Consider the following 17905-nt stretch of genomic DNA (forward strand, 5'->3'; position numbering starts at 1 on the left):
AGAGACAAAGACCACTGGAATATCGAGGCGCATCGCTGCCATCAGCATGCCCGGGGTAATTTTGTCACAATTGGAAATACAGACCATGGCATCGGCGCAATGGGCATTGACCATATACTCAACCGAATCCGCAATCAGGTCACGCGAAGGCAGCGAATACAGCATGCCGTCATGGCCCATGGCGATGCCGTCATCCACCGCAATGGTATTGAATTCTTTGGCGACGCCGCCTGAAGCCTGAATCTGTTCAGCCACCAGCTGGCCTAAATCTTTCAGATGCACATGGCCCGGCACGAATTGCGTGAATGAGTTCACCACCGCAATAATCGGCTTGCCGAAGTCTTCATCTTTCATGCCTGTCGCGCGCCATAAGCCGCGCGCGCCAGCCATATTTCTTCCGTGTGTCGATGTTTTTGAGCGATAGTCAGGCATTGTATATTTCCAACAAAGTTTGAGCTTGAAATGAACCTTCAGGGTTCACTTTGGCTAAATCATACTGATGATGCGGGTGAAATCAGCCGAAATTTGCGCATATCATACACCAAGTCCTTGTTTTAAAAGATGACCTTTCAGGCATATCTGGACGGGTATGCTGCAGCTGCTTTCCGGCGGGCGGGCTGCAGGAATCTGTTTACTGAAATCTACTATAACGCCATCGCAGCGCCGGCAATGCAAAACTTTCATGAATAATTTTTAAATTTTATATAAACCATAGTTATTAATATTAATTTATTAGATAAATAATTGTTTCTTAAAATCTGCGCTTAAATTCAAATCCTTACATTAAATTCCAGCAAAACGCCGCGGAACTTAGGCTTAAAAATGCTTTTGCCCTATAATACGCCCAAGTTTCCTTGAGAAGTCATGCGTGAAAATCGTCTTTGCCGGTACCCCAGAATTCGCAGCCTCAGCCTTGGCTGCGCTGCTGCAAACAGATCATGAAATTGTTGCGGTTTATACTCAGCCTGACCGCAAAGCGGGACGCGGCCAGAAACTCACAGCATCGGCAGTTAAGCAGCTGGCGCTGCAGCATGGCTTGCCTGTGCATCAGCCGCTGCATTTCAAAGCTTCAACTGAAGAAGGCCTGGCCGCTCAAGCTGAGCTGAAAGCTTTAAATGCGGATGTGATGGTGGTGGCGGCCTATGGCCTGATTTTGCCGCAGGCCGTGCTGGATACGCCGAAATACGGCTGCCTGAATATTCACGCCTCCATGCTGCCGCGCTGGCGCGGCGCCGCGCCGATTCAGCGCGCCATCGCCGCCGGAGATGCTGAAACCGGCATCACCATTATGAAAATGGCCGCCGGCCTCGACACCGGCGACATGATGTATAAAACCGCCTGCCCGATTGAAGCGCATGACACCGCAGCCAGCCTGCATGACAAGCTGGCTGCGCAAGGCGCAGAGGCGGTCGCCGCGGTGCTGCAGTCTGAACAGGCGCTGCAGCGCTATTTGCAGGCGCGCGAAGTGCAGGACGAAGCGCTGACCGTATATGCGCACAAGCTGTCCAAGGCCGAAGCGCAAATTGACTGGACGCAGGACGCCGCCAGCATTGACCGCAATATCCGCGCGTTCAACCCTTGGCCAGTCGCTTTTATTGCGCTGGATGACAGCAGCAGCCTGCGGGTTTGGCAATCGCAGCTTTCCGCAGAAAGCGCAGCCCATCAGCCGGCTGGCGCAATTGTCGCCATAGACAAGCAGGGCGTGCATGTGGCCTGCGGCGACCAGCGCGCCATTTGCCTCAGCAGCCTGCAGTGGCCGGGCGGCAAGCCTTTAAACTCTGTACAGATTCACCAAACTCAAAAACTTACTGTTGGACAAATCCTATAATGAAGCAATCTCCCCACGCCTCAGCGAAAAACTTGAATTTGCGCGCTCAGGTTGTGAAAACGCTATTGGCTGTCCAAAATGGCCAGTCCTTGGCATCGGTTCTGCAGCAGCACATGGCGATTGTGTCTGACAAAGACCGCGCGCTGTACCATGAACTGGTTTTGGGCTGCCTGCGCCAATGGCATGCGCTGAAACAGGTGACCCTGCCCCTGCTGTCCAAGCCGCTGGATAATGAAATTGTTGAAACCTGCTTATACCTTGGCCTGTACCAGCTGCTCTGCACCCGCGTGGCTGCCCATGCGGCCATTTCAGAAACCGTAGAAGCGGCCAAGCAGCTGGGCATGGGAAGCTTAAGCGGCGTGGTGAATGCGATTTTGCGCCGCGCAACCCGCGAATCTGAACAGTTTTATGATGTACTGGAAAATGCATCCAACTTGCCCAGCTGGCTGGCGAAGCGCTTGAAGAAAGACTGGGGCGACCAGTTTGCGGAACTCAGCGATGAGCTGAAGCAGGCCGCGCCGCTGACGCTGCGGGTCAACACCCGCCAAGTCAGCCGCGATGAATATCTGGATATTCTGGAAGATGAAGGCATTGACGCGCACCGCTGCGAAATTTCCGAGGCCGGCATTGTTCTGGATGAAAGCCTGCACATTCCAAGCCTGCCGGGTTTTGAAGCCGGCGGTTTTTCGGTGCAGGACGAACATGCGCAGCTGTGCGCCACGCTGCTGCCCAATTTAGATGGCAAAACGGTCATTGATGCCTGCGCGGCTCCAGGCGGCAAAACCGCGCATATTTTAGAAATGTACCGGCCGAAAAAACTCATCGCGCTGGATCTGGATGAAAAACGCTTAAAGCGCGTTGTTGAAAACTTAGAGCGCCTGGCGCTGGACGGCAAGAACGTTGAAATCACCGCAGCCGATGCAGTGAAATGGACCGCGCCTGAAGCGGCGGACTGCATTGTGCTGGACGCGCCGTGTTCAGCAATCGGCGTAATGCGCCGCCATCCGGATATCCGCCTGCTGCGCCAATCCGGCGATATTGCCAAAACAGTGGCATTGCAGAAGCAGATTCTGGACAATATGTGGCAGCAGCTGAAAGCCGGCGGCACGCTGCTTTACATTACCTGTTCCATTTTAAAAGCGGAAAATGAACAGCAGATGGCGGATTTCTTCGCCACGCATGCCGATGCTCAGGAAGTGAAGATTGATGCAGACTGGGGCATTGAACAGCTGCATGGCCGCCAGCTGCTGCCGAGCCGGGGCCATGGCGACGGCTTCTACTACTGCCGCATCCAGAAAACCGCATAGCAAAAACTGTTCCGCAGTTTTTACCCGGGCAGCCGCAAGCGCGGCGGTTTGGGCTGCAGTGGCCGGAAAACTGCCGCGCATGCAGAGATGAAAAAACCTGAGCCCCGGCGCTACAGTGCAGATCTGCATTGCAGCGCCGGGGCTCAGGTTTTTTTATGCCAATCCGGCTGCGGGCCAAGCGGCCCGGCAACGCAGCTGTGCAATCGAGGTAATGCTGATCAGTTAAGAAGTTTCACCATAAACTTCTTAATTTTTGGGGCTATTCACGGCGGAGTCTTACCGTTTTTAAATCGAATTTTTGGAGCTCGTTTTGTTCTTTGCGAAACAGTGGTTCTCATTCGCCAAATGAGAAGCGAGGCTTCGCAAGGAAAGCATCTTGCGGCGCAGTGCGCCTCACCGCGAAACCTGTTCACTTTCTGCACTTGAACAGCTTTCATCGCAAAAACAGTCCATTTCAAAGGCCACCGCTGCGCCTTGCACTGCAAACAAAGCAGTGCTTTGTTTTTGCTCAGGTTGCGGATGACGCTTCCGTGTATCAAATAAAGTCTAGAATTTAAAAAGAAAATGCCAGTCAGTTTCTTAACTGACTGGCATTAGTGCAATTGAAGCGGCTTGGCTGCTTACCAGCCCAGCGCTTCCTGCTGCTTTTTCACCAGCTCCAGTATGCCTTGCTCCGCCATGATCAGCATGGCGTCGCATTGCGCGCGGGTAAACGGCTTGTCTTCCGCTGTGCCTTGAATTTCAATGAATTCGCCGGCCTGAGTCATCACCACATTCAGGTCAGTCTGGCAGCTTGAATCTTCTTCATAACACAGATCCAGCAGCACTTCGTCTTTATACATGCCGACAGAAACCGCCGCCACCAAGCCTTTCAGCGGGTCCTGCTTGATTCTTTTCTTTTCCAGCAGAACATTCATCGCATCAATCAGCGCCACAGCCGCGCCTGTGATTGCCGCGGTGCGGGTGCCGCCGTCGGCCTGAATCACGTCGCAGTCAATGGTGATGGTATTTTCGCCGAGTTTTTTCAAATCGACCATGGCGCGCAGGCTGCGCCCGATGAGGCGCTGAATTTCCTGAGTGCGGCCGCTTTGCTTGCCGCGGGCCGCTTCACGGTCGCTGCGGGTATGGGTAGAGCGCGGCAGCATGCCGTATTCTGCAGTCACCCAGCCCTGGCCTTGGCCTTTTAAGAAGCGCGGCACAGAGTTGTCAATGCTGGCGGTGCACAGCACTTTTGTATGACCGAATTCAACCAATACAGAACCTTCCGCATAGCGCGTGTAGCCTCGGGTAATTTTAACGTCACGCAATTGATCTAACGCTCGCTGGTCGATACGCATATTGGGTCCTTCATTTGACAGAAATTTATTGCGCCCGAGTATAGCAGATGCCGCCGGCAAGAATGGCGGGGCTTTTGCGCATTTGCATCCCGCCGGCGCGCTGCGGCGCATCGTTTCAGCCGGCATTTTTTGCTAGACTGGGCCGAATCAGCTTAGATGGAAGCGCGCATGTCGAAACGCGATGAACGCAAGCAGCAAAGCCGCCAGGCCCTATTGGACGCCGTATTAGCGCTCAGCGCCTCGGGACGCGCGTTCAGCAGCATGAGCCTGCGTGAAATTGCCCGCCATGCCGGCTTAGTCCCCGCGGCTTTTTACCGGCATTTTGCGGATCTGGATCAGCTCGGGCTGGAGCTGGTGGATCAGGCCGCGCTGCATTTAAAAGGCCTGCTGCATCAATTGGCGCAGGCCTGTCTGCGCCATCCGGATGCCAGGACGGAAAGCAGCCTGGAGCTGTTTTTCCAGTCGGTCGGGCACTATCCCGAACCGTGGATTTTTCTGATTTCAGAGCGCTGGGGCGGATCAGCCCTGCTGCGCCAGGCGATTGACCGCGAAATCCAGTGCTTAATTGATGATTTGGCCAATGGCCTGCGCCAGGCTGAAAGCCTGCAGCATATGCAGGACGCGCAGGATCTGCATGCGCTGGCGCAAATCCTGATTCATCTGGCGCTGGACTGGGCCATGGGCTGGATCGAAATCCGCCGGCGCTTTGCGCCCAGCCTGCAGGCGGAACAGCGCGGACGCTTTAAAGCCCAGACCCTTATTCAGGCGCAGCTGCTGCTCCGTGGCGCCTTAAACAGGCAACGCGCAGCCCATGAGGGCGCATCCGCGCCGCAAGCCGGACAGGCCTGAAAAATTGCCTTCGATGCCATGCCGGCCCATTCAGCAGTTTAAAGATCAGCCCCTGAATTTTTGCGCATTCACGACGCCGTATTCCAGCATTCAATTTTATTCAGCATTTAAAAAACAAAATGCCAGTCAATACTGACTGGCACAGGCATGGAAATCCGGATTTCCCGCTTATTTGGCCTTGCGTTCCTGCTCAATCAGGTAGTTCAGAACTTGCGTCACTTTGCCGTCTTCACCCTGAATAATGTACTTGCCGTTTACCGTCACCGCCGGCACGCCGGTCAGCTGATAGCGCTTCGCTAAATCCTGCGACTGGGCAATTTTGGAGCTGATCGGGAATGACTTGTAAGTGCTGTTGAATTTCGCTTCCGGAATGCCGAACTGGGTAAAGAACTTGGCAAAAGCCGCCTGCTCTAAAATATTCTGGCCATTGGCGTGAATGGCATGGAATAAAGGCAGATGGGTTTTCTGGCGCACGCCTAAAGCTTCAGACACATAATACGCGCGCGCGCCCTGCTCCCACAGCGGATTCATTGATGCCGGCGTGCGCACAAAGCGCACGTCTTTCGGCATTTGCTTCAGCCATGCCTGCATATGCGGTTCAAGTTTAGAGCAGTGGCCGCAGCCGTACCAGAAGAATTCGCGCACTTCAATTTTACCCGGTTTTTCAACCGCTACCGGGTTGGGAACCACCGTATAGTCTTTGCCTGCCACAAATTGCGCAGCCATTGCACTGCCCGAAAAAGCGAAAAGAGCAGCGGCAGCACTGCTGAACAGGAATTTTTTCATTAAGCTTATAGTCCTCTGAATCTTTCTGATTGGCTTATCCCGACACTATAAATCAAATCCGCCAAATTTCGTTTTCATTCTGTGAACTTTTTTGCAGCTTTTATCGCTTTTTCCTGAATAAACGCTACACTAGCTCAGCATAGGATTTTTTTTAAATATAATGGCTTGCTGAAGGTGGCGCTGATGTCTCAATTGAATGTTGATCCGCAAGAAATTGCCAAATTTGAAGCATTTGCCGCGATATGGTGGGATCAGCATTCTGAGTTCCGCCCGCTGCATATGATCAACCCGCTGCGCCTGAACTGGATTGATGAGCGCGCCGGCGGCCTTGCCGGCAAGAAAGTGCTGGATGTCGGCTGCGGCGGCGGCATTCTGGCGGAAAGCATGGCGCGCCGTGGCGCAGATGTGCTGGGCATTGACATGGGCGAAGCGCCGCTGAATGTGGCGCGCCTGCATGCCGAGCAGGAAAATGTGCAGAACATTGCATACCGCCAGATTCCTGTGGAACAGCTGGCCGAAGAACAGGCCGGACAATATGACGTGGTGACCTGCATGGAAATGCTGGAGCATGTGCCGGATCCGGCATCGATCATTCAGGCCTGCCAAAAGCTGGTGAAGCCGGGCGGCCATGTATTTTTCTCCACCATCAACCGCAATCCGAAAGCCTACCTGTTCGCGATTATCGGCGCGGAATATCTGCTGCGCATGCTGGCCAAAGGCACGCATGACTATCATAAATTCATTAAGCCGTCTGAACTGGCGCATGACATCCGCGCGGCCAATCTGAAACTGAAAGACATGACCGGCCTGCATTACAACCCGCTGACCAAGCGCTACTGGCTGGCGCCGAATGTCGACGTCAACTACATGGCGCATACCGTGAATGAAGGCGCCTGATGAAAGCGGTTCTTTTTGATTTAGACGGCACCTTAATTGACACAGCGGCCGATTTTATCCGCATCCTGCAGCAGATGTGCCGTGAAAAAGGCGGTGAAGTCGTGGACGCAGCGCTGATCCGCACCCAGGTGTCGGAAGGCGCGCGCGCCATGGTCAAGCTGGTGTATCCGGAACTGGATGCGGAAGATCCAGTGTTTCTGGCGCACCGCCAGCGCTTTTTAGATATCTACGGCGCAGAGATTGCGGTGGATACGGCGCTGTTTGACGGCATGCAGGCTTTGCTGCAGGAGCTGGAAAGCCGCAGCATTCCATGGGGCATTGTCACCAACAAGCCGCGCTGGCTCAGCGAATCGCTGCTGAACGCGCTCAACCTGGCAGAGCGCTGTTCGGTTCTGGTCTGCCCTGAAGATGTCAGCAGGGCCAAGCCTGATCCGGAGCCAATGCATTTGGCTGCCGGCGCCATTAAAATTGACGCGAAAGACTGCATTTATGTCGGCGACCATCCGCGCGACATTGACGCCGGGCGCCATGCAAAGATGTACACGATTTTAGCCGCTTACGGCTATTTGCCGCTGCAGTGCAAAGATGACTTAACAGCCTGGCGGGCAGATTGTATAGTGAACACAGTTGCTGAACTGCATGATGCCATCCGCCAGCTGGTGATGCCATCAAAAACCGCGGGGCAAATCACGCCATAACCGCATCACCATCATAATAAAATAAGGAGGCACCGTATGAAATATTCAGAATATCAGCCGCGCCCCGATCTGCTGAAAGGCCGCATCATCCTGATTACAGGCGCGGGCGACGGCATTGGCCGGGCAGCGGCGCTCAGCTATGCGCTGCATGGCGCAACAGTGGTGCTGCATGGGCGCACGCTGAACAAGCTGGAAGTCATTTATGATGAAATTGAAGGCTTAGGCGCGCCGCAGCCGGCCATTTTGCCGCTGCAGCTGTCCAGCGCCTCCCCCCGCGACTATGAGCTGCTGGTCGATACCCTGGAACGCCAATTCGGGCGCCTGGACGGCATTCTGCACAATGCCGGCATTTTAGGCGAGCGCACGGAACTGGCTCACTACCCTGCGGATGTCTGGGATGACGTGATGGCGGTCAACCTGCGCGCGCCGTTTCTGCTGACGCAGGAGCTGCTGCCGCTGCTGCAGAAATCCGAGCATGCCTCGGTGGTGTTTGCCAGTTCCGGCGTAGGCCGCGAAACCCGCGAACGCTGGGGCGCCTATTCCGTATCTAAAATCGCCATTGAAGCCGTCAGCCAGCTGTTCGCCAAGGAAAATACCCATCCGAACATTCGCTTCAACTGCATCAATCCGGGCGCAACCCGCACCGCGATGCGCGCCAAAGCCTATCCAGATGAAGACCCGAAAACCCTGCCGACACCTGAACAAATCATGCCGGCCTATCTGTATTTAATGGGCGATGACAGCCTGCAGATGAATGGCCAAAGCATTGATGCGCAGAACTAATCCTGCACAGCGTGAAGAGAAGGAAGCCCTGCGCTTCCTTTATTGTTTGTGCAGCTGATGCGCGCGCCCACTGCCCTAAAGCCGGCTTGTATTTCCCTGCAATATGCGGATACTGATGCGGCACTCTTTTTTTAGCGTTGAAAAATCCATGCCTGACTTAAGCAACATCACCATCCTCCCGGCCGAAGACGGCATGATCAGCCTGCTGATTGACGGCCAGCCGCTGTCGGAAAAATACGGCATGAAATTCGATCCGAGCATTGCCGATGACTTGCGCGCGCTGAGCACAGGGCAAAGCCTTAAGCTGTTTGAACAGTTTGTGTTTTCGCATGCCGACCTGAATTTTGAGCATGCCTACAGCTATGCCGTGGGCATCATTAAAGAGGGCGAAGGCTACAAGGCCGCCAAAAATTTTGTCTACAAAATTACCGCCTCAGGCCAGCCGCCGATTGAGCACATCATCAGCAAGCAGGGCGCGCCGATGACCGCGGAGGATGTGCGCGAATTTATTCAGGCGCATCTCGCGAAGTCTTTAAGCGATTACACCGATTTGAATTGCGCTTATTAAGCGCTCTATGTCCAGCGCAGAAAAGGCTATCAGCAGACGCCTTTTCTGCGCGGCAAGCCGGCCGCGCGCCTCAAATCGTATTTTTAAATCAATACAATAAAAATATACTGTTTTTTAGATTTAAAATTCAAGCCTATGCTGTTCAGCAATCACAACATGCTGCGCAGGAGCGCCAATCATGGCCGATCAAAACCGCAAAACTGAAACCATCCGCTCAATTGAATCGCTGCAGCTGGCTGCAAGCTTAATCGCCGCGCTGGACAATGCAGCCGAAGCAGAGTCCGTGGCCGAAGCTATCCGCTCGCTGCAAAGCTTATCCGAACAGTGGTACTGAGCCAGCCGCATCTAAGTCCTTCATGGCAAGGGCTTTTTGATTTTTTTCAGCAGCAGAAGCAAAATTTGCTATGCTTGGGCGCGCCAAATAAAATGCCAGCTGCAGGATTATTGCAGCTATTTATTTTCAAAACCGCAGCTTAGGCTGCATAATATCCGCATTATCTGCATTTTATTTAAAAAATCAGCCAGCTTTCTTCACAGTTTCTCTGCATTTTTTGCGTACAGTAGCTGTATTGGAAAATGAATTGTTTTTATGAGGATTCAACATGAAAAAGATTTTGACTGCTTTGGCAATCTCTTTCAGTGCTTTGATGGCAAGCAGCCTGGCCGCTGCCGCCCCTCAGTTTGATCAGGAGCGCGGCTACGACCATCCCCGGAATTCAGGTCAAGGCAAGCGCAATCAGGATTTCCGCGACGCCGATGATGAAGACCGCATGCTGGACAAGCGCCGCATGCGCGAAGAGCGCGGCGTGCAGCGCCTGCAGCAGCATAAATGGCAAACCGGCTATGTGATGCCGCAGCATTACCGCGGCGACGGCTATAAAGTCGAATACCGGGAGCATGAGCTGCCGCGCCCGGAGCGCAGGCAGCAATGGTACAAAATCAACAATGACTACATTTTAGTCGACTCAGAAAACAACAGCATTATCCGCATTCTCGGCATGTAAGCGCAGAATGATGCATCCGCCCAACACAGTTTGGGCTTTTTTGTTTTCAGGCCGCCGGAAACCCCGGCGCTTAGCCTGCTTTTTTCCTCCACAAAGTTCACAATTCCGCTCCATTGCTCTCATTCTTTCTCTGATCTTTTCCGCTAATTTAAAACTGCAGCAACAGCAGCGATCTTAAAGAGATGAGGTGAAAGCAATGAAAAAAATGATTACAGCCGCAACGCTGGCGCTGACAGGCCTGATGGCGGCTTCCGCCATGGCTGCGCCAGACGACCGCTACGATGGCCGTTATGCCCATGCGCAGTACAGTCAGGACGGCCGCTGGAACAGCCATGACCGCAGCTATAAGCATCAGCGCTGGAATGACAGCCGCGTCAACCCGAGCCGCCACTGGCGCATAGGCCAAATCCTGCCCCGCGCCTTTGACGCTTCACGCTATCAGGTCAGCAGCCGTGAAGCGCGCCGCCTGCCGGACACTGGGCGCTATCAGCAGTGGTACAGAATCAATGGCGACTATGTGCTGGTGAATGAACGCAATCACCGCATTCTGCGCATCATCGGCTAAGGGTTTCAGCCGCCCATCTTCCTTCAAACACCTGAATCAGGCGCCGGTTCAGGTGTTTTTTATGCCAAGACGGGCATTTGCGCTTCCCCCCTGCAGTTTTTTGATTAAAATCTGAAAAAGGAAATTTCAGTTTGGGAACAGGCAGGCCAATGAATTCGACAGAACCCTCAGACAGCACTACTTTGCAATATGTGCATTGGTTTCGGCATTCTGCGCCCTATATCAATGCGCACCGCAATAAAACCTTTGTCATCATGTTTGATGGCGAAGCCGTGCAGCATGAAAACTTCCAGCATATTATCCACGACATCGCCCTGCTGCATTCCTTAGGCATCCGGCTGATCCTGGTGCATGGCGCGCGCCCGCAAATCGACCAGAACCTGAAAGATGCCGGGCTGGTGACGCCGTTCCACAACCGCCGGCGCGTCACCACGCGCGAATCGCTGGGCGCGGTCATGAACGCTGCCGGCTCCATCCGCCTGCAGATTGAAGCCCTGCTGTCGATGGGCCTGGCCAACTCGCCGATGCACGGCGCGCGCATTGATGTGGTTTCCGGCAACTTAATTACCGCCAAGCCTTACGGCATCCACGGCGGCGTGGATTTTCAGCTTTCAGGCGAAGTGCGCTCGGTCGATACCGACGCCATGCAGCGCCATTTAGACAGCCAGAATATTGTGCTGCTTGGCCCCGCCGGCTATTCGGCCACCGGCGAAGTGTTCAACCTGCTGGCGGAAGAGGTGGCAACCAAAACCGCCATCAGCCTGCAGGCGGATAAGCTGATCTTCCTTGGCAAGCAGCATGGCCTGCTGAATGAGCAGGGCCTGCTGCAGCGCGAAATGGCCCCGCATCAGCTGGACCGGCACATTCTGCAGCATCAGGACGCCAGCCCGGATATTGCGCTGCATTTGCGCGGCGCCAAAACGGCTTCGCTGCAGGGCGTGCACCGCGTGCATCTGATTTCCTATGCCTATGACGGCGCTTTGGTGGAAGAGCTATTCACCCGTGACGGCTCCGGCACCATGATTACCGATGCGCATTATGAAGAAGTGCGCATGGCCAATATTCAGGACGTCGGCGGCCTGATCAGCCTGCTGCGCCCGCTGGAAGAGGAAGGCATTCTGGTGTACCGCTCGCGTGAGCGGCTGGAAAATGAAATCCACCGCTTTGCGGTGATTGAACGCGACGGCGCCATTCTGGCCTGCGCTGCTCTGTATCCGATTCCGGCGGCGGACAATGAACTGCGCTCTGCGGAAATCGCCTGCGTGGCGGTGCATCCCGGCTACCGCAAGTCCAACCGCGGCAGCCAGATCCTGCATTATTTAGAAGGAAAAGCCAAAAGCATGGGCATACAGCAGCTGTTCATCCTCACCACGCGCACGGCGCACTGGTTTCTGGAACAGGGCTTTGAAAAGGCCAGCGTCGATGAGCTGCCGAATGCGCGCCAGGCTTTATACAACTACCAGCGCAATTCACTGGTCTGCAAAAAGCTGCTGGATTAAGCAGTTTTCGGCAGCCGCCATAGCATTATTCTGCATAAGCTTATCTGCACAGTCCCGCACAGGGCGCCATCCGGTTCTGCACCCCGGCAGATAAGCTTATTCCCGCCGGCGCATAGCTGTAATTTTTCAATATATTTCAAATAATTAAAACTTTAACAAACCGCCCATTTGCGGCCGCATTGAAAGCGCCCATTCAGCTAAGCTTTGCTGTTTTTGCTTTATCTTTTTTCCTCATGATCAATTGCAGTTTTCTTATTTTTATAAAAAAAGGAAAGCCTTTAGCTTGGCTGCAGATCAATCAGCAGCCAGCCGTTTCAGCTGCAGTCCGCTGCCGCACCGGATGCTTAGGCTTGGGGCTGTATTGAACGCCGGGCGCGATTTTAAATTTTAAGGAACTGAGATGAAAATTTTCTGGTTTATCCCAACGCATGGCGACAGCCGCTACCTAGGCACCAGCAAAGGCGCGCGCGCAGTGGACCATGCCTATATGAAGCAGATTGCCGTTGCCGTGGATAACTTAGGCTATGAAGGCGTTTTAATCCCGACTGGCCGTTCATGCGAAGACCCTTGGCTGACCGCAGCCAGCCTGATTGACGCCACAAAGCGCCTGAAGTTTCTGGTGGCGCTGCGCCCCGGCGTGACGACGCCGGCGCTGGCTGCCCGCATGGCGGCCACGCTTGACCGCCTGTCCAATGGCCGGGTTTTGCTGAATCTGGTCACCGGCGGCGATGAACATGAACTGAAAGGCGATGGCGTATATGAAGACCACGCCTCGCGCTATAAAACAGCAGCTGAATACACTGCCATCTGGCGTGAAATCTTAACCCGCTCGCACAGCGGCGAAAGCTTTACTTTCCACGGCGAACGCTTAAGCGTCGATGGCGCTAAACTGCTTTATCCGCCGGTCCAGCAGCCCTACCCGCCGCTGTGGTTCGGCGGGTCTTCAGAGGCTGCCGCAGAATTGGCTGCAGAGCAAGTCGACACTTACCTGACCTGGGGTGAACCGCCGGCAGCCGTCAAAGCAAAAATAGACGATGTCAAAGCCAAAGCGGCAGCCAAAGGCCGTGAACTGAATTACGGCATCCGCCTGCATGTGATTGTGCGCGAAACCAATGCAGAAGCATGGCAGGCCGCTGATGAGCTGATTCAGTATGTAGACGATGCAACAATTGCCGCCGCCCAGCAAAAATTCAAAAGCATGGATTCTGTCGGCCAGCGCCGCATGGCGGAACTGCACAATGGTGACCGCAGCCGGCTGGAAGTGTCGCCAAACCTTTGGGCCGGTGTCGGCCTCGTCCGCGGCGGCGCCGGCACAGCGCTGGTGGGCGACCCGGAAACTGTAGCGGCCCGCATTCAGGAATATGCCGATCTGGGCATCAGCACATTCATTTTCTCCGGCTATCCGCATCTGGAGGAATCCATCCGCTTTGCTGAGCTGGTCTTCCCGCTGCTGCCGCTGGAGACCCGGAAGAAGCTGGCGCAGCCGAATCTGACCGGCCCCTTCGGCGAGATTGTTGCAAATAATTACACGCCGGATGAAAGCAAGAAGAACTTTCAGGAACCGGCCTAATGCCAAAAACCGCTGCGGCCGGAGCCTTGCATGCAAGCAAGGTTTCACGTGGAACACAGCTTTGACCGGCTTGAGCAGGGCTGCGCCAGGCGCTGAAAACCCATGCCTGCCACATGGCATCTTTGCGGCATAGCGCTTTTCCGCATGGACGCCGGCATGCAGTTTTCAGCGTATTGCCCCTGATGAGCGCGCTGCGCTGCAGCGCCCTGCTGGCGCAGTAAGCGGGCTTTGCAGCCCTGCAAAATCGCAATGAGCTGATCTATGAATAAAAATAATCTTTCTTAATTTCCAGCATACATTTTTTTATTTGATTTAATTCCATCATGCAGCATAATTTAAGCGATAAACTGAAAAATAAATGGCCATTATTCATAAAATTACCCGCTCTGATTGTGCACAAATCTGATGATTTGCCGTACAATTGCCCATTCCCCTTTTTTTAATGCTTTCGAGTGCTAATGGAACAAAAAAAAAGTACCCAAAAACGCCACCAGCTGCTGAATGCCGCTCTGGATGTTTTTTCCCTCTACGGATTTAGCGGGGCAAGCCTGGATGAAATCGCGCAGATTGCAGAAATGCATAAGTCGAATATTTTCTATTACTATGAAAATAAAGAAGCGCTGTATGTCGAAGTCCTGACAACAGTTCTGCAGAAATGGCTGGCGCCGCTGCAAATGCTGGAAGCAGACCTGGAGCCGGAAGAGGCGATTGCCAATTACCTGATGCAGAAAATTGAAGTGTCGCGCACCCAGCCGAAAGCTTCGCGCTTATTTGCGCTGGAAGTGATTCAGGGCGCGCCGCATATTCTGGAAATCCTGAAAGGCCCGCTGAAGAAGCTGGTGAAGCGCAAGGCGAAAGTCATTCTGATGTGGCAAGAGCAGGGCAAAATTTCCAAAGAAATTGACCCTGAGCTGTTCATTCTGAATATTTGGGCCATTACCCAGAACTATGCGGATTTCGCTACGCAGATGGAAATGGTCACCGGCAAAACCCTGCGCAACCGCAGCATGCAGCAGCGCATAATTCAGCATACAGTGCATATGATGCTGTACGGCGCAATTCCGCGCAGCGAAAAATAAGCTGCCGCGCCCTTGCGGTAATTTGGCATACGGCCATAGCAGTCTATGGCCGCCGGCGCCCCCATCCCATCACCCTCATTTTAGCGTCTGATACAGCGCAAGCAGCTTTTGCGCGCCCAGCAGCAGATTTTCTTCCCAGTCCAGATGCGCAGTGCCATTGGCGCCGTCGCTGATGTATTTCACTGAAATCAGGCGCACGCCGAGCTTCTTGCAGACTTTGGCAATTGCATAGCCTTCCATGTCCACCAGATTGCACGGCACTTTCGGCAGGCCGGTTTCAAAGCTGTCGCCTGTGCCGCAGATGCCCTTAGGCAAATGCTGAAAATAGCCGTCCAGCGCAATTTCAGCCGGATGGTCGGCATCCATCGGCGTGACCCCCACCGCAAAGCCCAGAGGCGACACATCCATGTCGCGCTGCACAAACTGGGTGACTTCCACCAGCGCGTGCGCATCAAAATGTGAACTGCCGGCGGTGCCTAAGTTCAGCAGGGTTGCGCATCCGGTTTTCTGAATCACTTCAAAGGCTTTAAAGGCGGCGTTGACTTTGCCTATGCCACTGTAATGCACCTCCACACCCGCCTGTTCAAACAGGCCTTTTGATTCATTCGGCAGCGCCATCATTAAAGCAAGAGCATTCGGCATCATCAGCACTCAAGAAAATTTTATCCCATTAAAAAACAAAAAAGCCCAAGGCGCAAATTCTGCGCCTCCGGCTCTCCCTGCTTCCGCTCAGGCATCCGCGCTTGTTCAGCTGCTGCGCTGCTCCAAATAGGCTTTCAGGCACGGCGAGAAAAACAGGCTGCCGCGGTAGCAGCCTTTTGCGGTCTGATAGGCCACCATCAGCCACAGCCCAATCAGCACCGCGCCCAGCGCATAGGCAGCGCTGCAGAAAAACCCGATCTGAAGCTGCTGCCCAAGGTTCAGCACAGCCAGCGTGAACACGCCCAAGGGAAACGTTAGGCCCCACCAGCCTAAATTAAACGGCAGGCCTTTCAGCTGAGATAAAGTGCTTAAAACCGCAATGCCCAGCCACCACAGGCCAAAGCCCAGCAGCGGCAAAGCCGCGAAAATTCCTGCATGCTGAAACAGCTCACCCAAAGCCTGCAGGCGGATAGCCGCCAAAACCTGCGGCGCATGCTGCCCCAGCGCCAGCAAGGCCAAAGCCCCGGTGCCGATCGGGCCCAATGCCAGCCAGCTGCTGATGGCCATTTCCTTCGGCGGCAGCTGATGCAGCGCCAGGCGCAGCATTAAAATCGTCAGCACCGCAAAGGCCGGCAGCACAGAAATGCCCCAAAGCACATAGCTGCCCAGCAGAATGCCCGCGGCGTGCAGGCCGGCATCCATATGCCCCAGCAGCAGCCCGCCGGAAGCCGCCGCCACTTCACAGGCCACAATCGGCAGCAGCCACACCGCCGTCATGCTTTTCAGCTCATGCTGCTGGCGGCTGTACATGAAAAACGGCACGCACCAAGCAATCAGCGGCGCTAAAGCCGCATCGGCATACCACAGCAGCTGGGCAATCTGAACCGCAATATCGCCGTACAGCGCCACGCCAAATTTCAGGAAACCGTTCAGAATAGTCGCCAGGCCCATCGGAATGGCGCCTAGAAACAGGCTCATCACAGGGTGGCTGAAGATCTGCCGGGCTTCATCCGGATAAAGCATCCAGCGCAAAGCATACAGGATGGAAAATGCAGCGAATAAACCGATGTTGAATTGCCATACCGCCGCGCCGATTTGCCAAAGCGCGCCATGGGCGAAAGGCAGCTCCGCCAGCACCAGAGCCGCAACGCCGGTGCCCATCGTGACGGTAAACCAGTTCGGGGTAAACTGGCGGATCAAGTCCTGCTTCTGCTGCAGCTGATAAAAAGGCTTTTTCATCGCGGAATGCTCATTCCAAGAGTTAAAGCCATTCTATACAGAACCATTAATAAGAAAAATTGATTTATATTTATTTTTAAAATATATTTTACTGATATAAAGACGGGCTGATTTTATAAAAATATTGAGTGAAAACACAACAGCAAGACGAAACTGTGAGATTATGGCAATATATAGCCCTGACCCATTTTCAATGCATTGATTCGCCCATGAAGCTGCTCCGCCTGAATGCTTTAGCGCCTGATTTCCAGCTGCCCAAAACTGTAGCCACCATCGGCAATTTTGACGGCGTGCATTTGGGCCATCAGGCGATGATTGCCCAGCTAAAGCGCATTGCTGAGGAAAAGCAGGCCAAAACGCTGGTGATGATTTTTGAGCCGCAGCCTCTGGAATTTTTTAAAGGCTATGACGCGCCGCCGCGCATCAGCTCGCTGCGCGAAAAAGTCGAATATCTGGCGGAACTGGGCGTAGACTACATTGCAGTCGCTAAATTTGACAACTATTTCCGCAGCCTAAGCGCAGAAGAATTTGCCGGGCTGCTCAAAAACAAACTGAATGCATTCAGCCTGGTATTGGGCGATGACTTTCATTTCGGCAAAAACCGCCAAGGCAACAGTGAATTCCTGCGCCAGTACGGCTTTGAAGTGGCCAACCTGCATACCGTGGAAATTGACGGCGGGCGCGTCAGCTCGACCCGCATCCGCCAGACGCTGCAGGCCGGCGATTTGGCCTTGGCCGCGAAGCTGCTGGGCCGCCCCTACAGCATTACCGGCCGCGTGCAGTACGGCGATCAGATTGGCCGCACCATCAATTTCCCGACCATCAATGTGCGCCTAAGCCGCCACAAGCCCTGCCTGCACGGCATTTACGGCGTCGAAGTCATTTGCGAAAGCGCTTCTTTAAGCGATAAAGCCGCTGCGGGCGATCCTGCGCAGCCGGGCATTGCCGGCTATGAAGCCTCTGCGCTGTTCGGCGCGGGCCACGTCGGCACGCGGCCGGCGATCCGGCAGGCGCATCCCGAATGGCGATTAGAAGTACATTTCCCGAATGTTTCTGCTAATCTGTATGGCCTGTTAATGCGGGTCACGTTCTTAAGCTATTTGCACGGCGAAAAGAACTACCCTTCGCTTGACGCGCTGAAAGCGGGAATTGATGATGATGTTGCGCAGCTGCTGGCGTTCCGTAGCAGCACCCCGGAATTCCCTTTTTAACCGAACTTTTCTTGTAAAACGTGTCAGCAAAAGTGCTGATAAT

Annotated in this window: 19 protein-coding genes; 14 read left to right on the forward strand and 5 right to left on the reverse strand. The window is 54.2% G+C overall.

Annotated features, from left to right (window positions below; all coding sequences use genetic code 11):
• Positions 1–432 (reverse strand): dihydroxy-acid dehydratase domain-containing protein (locus RSA72_RS05425; protein WP_332624555.1); only part of this gene is annotated, 432 nt, incomplete at its 3' end.
• A gap of 436 nt (positions 433–868) precedes the next feature.
• On the opposite strand from RSA72_RS05425, the gene fmt reads away from it, so the two are divergent.
• Positions 869–1828, forward strand: a complete 960-nt coding sequence (gene fmt / locus RSA72_RS05430) for a methionyl-tRNA formyltransferase (RefSeq protein WP_332624554.1) — start codon at positions 869–871, stop codon at positions 1826–1828.
• Positions 1828–3135, forward strand: coding sequence for a 16S rRNA (cytosine(967)-C(5))-methyltransferase RsmB (gene rsmB / locus RSA72_RS05435; protein ID WP_332624553.1), 1308 nt, complete (start codon positions 1828–1830; stop codon positions 3133–3135). Before fmt ends, rsmB begins: the two co-directional genes overlap by 1 nt.
• Positions 3136–3755: 620 nt before the next feature.
• On the opposite strand, the gene rph is transcribed toward rsmB, so the two are convergent.
• Positions 3756–4472 (reverse strand): ribonuclease PH, encoded by a 717-nt coding sequence (gene rph, locus RSA72_RS05440; RefSeq protein WP_332624230.1) that lies wholly within the window; start codon positions 4470–4472, stop codon positions 3756–3758.
• Between the two features lie 168 nt (positions 4473–4640).
• Here rph and RSA72_RS05445 point away from each other — a divergent pair, with 168 nt between their 5' ends.
• Positions 4641–5321, forward strand: a complete 681-nt coding sequence (locus RSA72_RS05445) for a TetR family transcriptional regulator (protein WP_332624229.1) — start codon at positions 4641–4643, stop codon at positions 5319–5321.
• Between the two features lie 168 nt (positions 5322–5489).
• Here the strand turns inward: RSA72_RS05445 and RSA72_RS05450 are convergent, their stop codons facing one another.
• Positions 5490–6107: a thiol:disulfide interchange protein DsbA/DsbL gene (locus RSA72_RS05450; RefSeq protein WP_332624228.1), complete on the reverse strand. Its 618-nt coding sequence runs from the start codon at positions 6105–6107 to the stop codon at positions 5490–5492.
• A gap of 183 nt (positions 6108–6290) precedes the next feature.
• Between RSA72_RS05450 and ubiG the strand changes: the two genes are divergently transcribed.
• From ubiG to RSA72_RS05500, 10 genes are all read left to right on the forward strand, one after another.
• Entirely contained in the window at positions 6291–7004 is a 714-nt protein-coding gene (gene ubiG / locus RSA72_RS05455; RefSeq protein WP_332624227.1) for a bifunctional 2-polyprenyl-6-hydroxyphenol methylase/3-demethylubiquinol 3-O-methyltransferase UbiG, read from the forward strand.
• The gene (locus RSA72_RS05460; RefSeq protein WP_332624231.1) at positions 7001–7702 is read left to right on the forward strand and encodes an HAD family hydrolase; all 702 of its coding nucleotides are present in this window, start codon (positions 7001–7003) and stop codon (positions 7700–7702) included. Before ubiG ends, RSA72_RS05460 begins: the two co-directional genes overlap by 4 nt.
• A 36-nt stretch (positions 7703–7738) precedes the next feature.
• A complete protein-coding gene (locus RSA72_RS05465) occupies positions 7739–8485 on the forward strand; it encodes a YciK family oxidoreductase (RefSeq protein ID WP_332624226.1) in 747 nt (248 codons plus the stop codon).
• A gap of 148 nt (positions 8486–8633) precedes the next feature.
• The gene (locus RSA72_RS05470; protein WP_332621855.1) at positions 8634–9053 is read left to right on the forward strand and encodes a hypothetical protein; all 420 of its coding nucleotides are present in this window, start codon (positions 8634–8636) and stop codon (positions 9051–9053) included.
• 178 nt (positions 9054–9231) lie between these two features.
• Positions 9232–9387 carry a hypothetical protein gene (locus RSA72_RS05475; RefSeq protein WP_332621857.1) on the forward strand — a complete coding sequence of 52 codons (156 nt, stop codon included), beginning with the start codon at positions 9232–9234 and terminating at the stop codon, positions 9385–9387.
• A 268-nt stretch (positions 9388–9655) separates the two neighbouring features.
• Entirely contained in the window at positions 9656–10057 is a 402-nt protein-coding gene (locus tag RSA72_RS05480) for an RcnB family protein (protein WP_332621859.1), read from the forward strand.
• A 196-nt stretch (positions 10058–10253) separates the two neighbouring features.
• Positions 10254–10622, forward strand: a complete 369-nt coding sequence (locus tag RSA72_RS05485) for an RcnB family protein (RefSeq protein ID WP_332621861.1) — start codon at positions 10254–10256, stop codon at positions 10620–10622.
• A gap of 149 nt (positions 10623–10771) precedes the next feature.
• Positions 10772–12121, forward strand: coding sequence for an amino-acid N-acetyltransferase (argA, locus tag RSA72_RS05490; RefSeq protein ID WP_332621863.1), 1350 nt, complete (start codon positions 10772–10774; stop codon positions 12119–12121).
• Positions 12122–12521: 400 nt separating this feature from the next.
• Complete coding sequence (gene ssuD, locus RSA72_RS05495; RefSeq protein ID WP_332632848.1) at positions 12522–13691, forward strand: FMNH2-dependent alkanesulfonate monooxygenase; 1170 nt, start codon at positions 12522–12524, stop codon at positions 13689–13691.
• Between the two features lie 458 nt (positions 13692–14149).
• Positions 14150–14770: a TetR/AcrR family transcriptional regulator gene (locus tag RSA72_RS05500; protein ID WP_332621868.1), complete on the forward strand. Its 621-nt coding sequence runs from the start codon at positions 14150–14152 to the stop codon at positions 14768–14770.
• 75 nt (positions 14771–14845) lie between these two features.
• On the opposite strand, the gene RSA72_RS05505 is transcribed toward RSA72_RS05500, so the two are convergent.
• On the reverse strand, positions 14846–15412 hold the full coding sequence (locus RSA72_RS05505; protein WP_332621886.1) for a phosphorylase family protein: 567 nt from the start codon (positions 15410–15412) through the stop codon (positions 14846–14848).
• A gap of 105 nt (positions 15413–15517) precedes the next feature.
• On the reverse strand, positions 15518–16651 hold the full coding sequence (locus tag RSA72_RS05510) for a TDT family transporter (protein WP_332621869.1): 1134 nt from the start codon (positions 16649–16651) through the stop codon (positions 15518–15520).
• A 209-nt stretch (positions 16652–16860) separates the two neighbouring features.
• Between RSA72_RS05510 and ribF the strand changes: the two genes are divergently transcribed.
• Positions 16861–17862 (forward strand): riboflavin biosynthesis protein RibF, encoded by a 1002-nt coding sequence (gene ribF / locus RSA72_RS05515; RefSeq protein ID WP_332621870.1) that lies wholly within the window; start codon positions 16861–16863, stop codon positions 17860–17862.
• Positions 17863–17905: the final 43 nt, after the last annotated feature.

This window comes from Acinetobacter sp. (assembly GCF_036659555.1).
Taxonomy (GTDB): domain Bacteria; phylum Pseudomonadota; class Gammaproteobacteria; order Pseudomonadales; family Moraxellaceae; genus Acinetobacter.

Excerpts from the sequence above, each read along its gene's own strand:
- rsmB (WP_332624553.1), top strand. The coding sequence starts at position 1,828 with ATGAAGCAATCTCCCCACGCCTCAGCGAAAAACTTGAATTTGCGCGCT.
- rph (WP_332624230.1), bottom strand. The coding sequence starts at position 4,472 with ATGCGTATCGACCAGCGAGCGTTAGATCAATTGCGTGACGTTAAAATT.
- RSA72_RS05445 (WP_332624229.1), top strand. The coding sequence starts at position 4,641 with ATGTCGAAACGCGATGAACGCAAGCAGCAAAGCCGCCAGGCCCTATTG.
- RSA72_RS05450 (WP_332624228.1), bottom strand. The coding sequence starts at position 6,107 with ATGAAAAAATTCCTGTTCAGCAGTGCTGCCGCTGCTCTTTTCGCTTTT.
- ubiG (WP_332624227.1), top strand. The coding sequence starts at position 6,291 with ATGTCTCAATTGAATGTTGATCCGCAAGAAATTGCCAAATTTGAAGCA.
- RSA72_RS05465 (WP_332624226.1), top strand. The coding sequence starts at position 7,739 with ATGAAATATTCAGAATATCAGCCGCGCCCCGATCTGCTGAAAGGCCGC.
- RSA72_RS05470 (WP_332621855.1), top strand. The coding sequence starts at position 8,634 with ATGCCTGACTTAAGCAACATCACCATCCTCCCGGCCGAAGACGGCATG.
- RSA72_RS05475 (WP_332621857.1), top strand. The coding sequence starts at position 9,232 with ATGGCCGATCAAAACCGCAAAACTGAAACCATCCGCTCAATTGAATCG.
- RSA72_RS05480 (WP_332621859.1), top strand. The coding sequence starts at position 9,656 with ATGAAAAAGATTTTGACTGCTTTGGCAATCTCTTTCAGTGCTTTGATG.
- RSA72_RS05485 (WP_332621861.1), top strand. The coding sequence starts at position 10,254 with ATGAAAAAAATGATTACAGCCGCAACGCTGGCGCTGACAGGCCTGATG.
- argA (WP_332621863.1), top strand. The coding sequence starts at position 10,772 with ATGAATTCGACAGAACCCTCAGACAGCACTACTTTGCAATATGTGCAT.
- ssuD (WP_332632848.1), top strand. The coding sequence starts at position 12,522 with ATGAAAATTTTCTGGTTTATCCCAACGCATGGCGACAGCCGCTACCTA.
- RSA72_RS05500 (WP_332621868.1), top strand. The coding sequence starts at position 14,150 with ATGGAACAAAAAAAAAGTACCCAAAAACGCCACCAGCTGCTGAATGCC.
- RSA72_RS05505 (WP_332621886.1), bottom strand. The coding sequence starts at position 15,412 with ATGCCGAATGCTCTTGCTTTAATGATGGCGCTGCCGAATGAATCAAAA.
- RSA72_RS05510 (WP_332621869.1), bottom strand. The coding sequence starts at position 16,651 with ATGAAAAAGCCTTTTTATCAGCTGCAGCAGAAGCAGGACTTGATCCGC.
- ribF (WP_332621870.1), top strand. The coding sequence starts at position 16,861 with ATGAAGCTGCTCCGCCTGAATGCTTTAGCGCCTGATTTCCAGCTGCCC.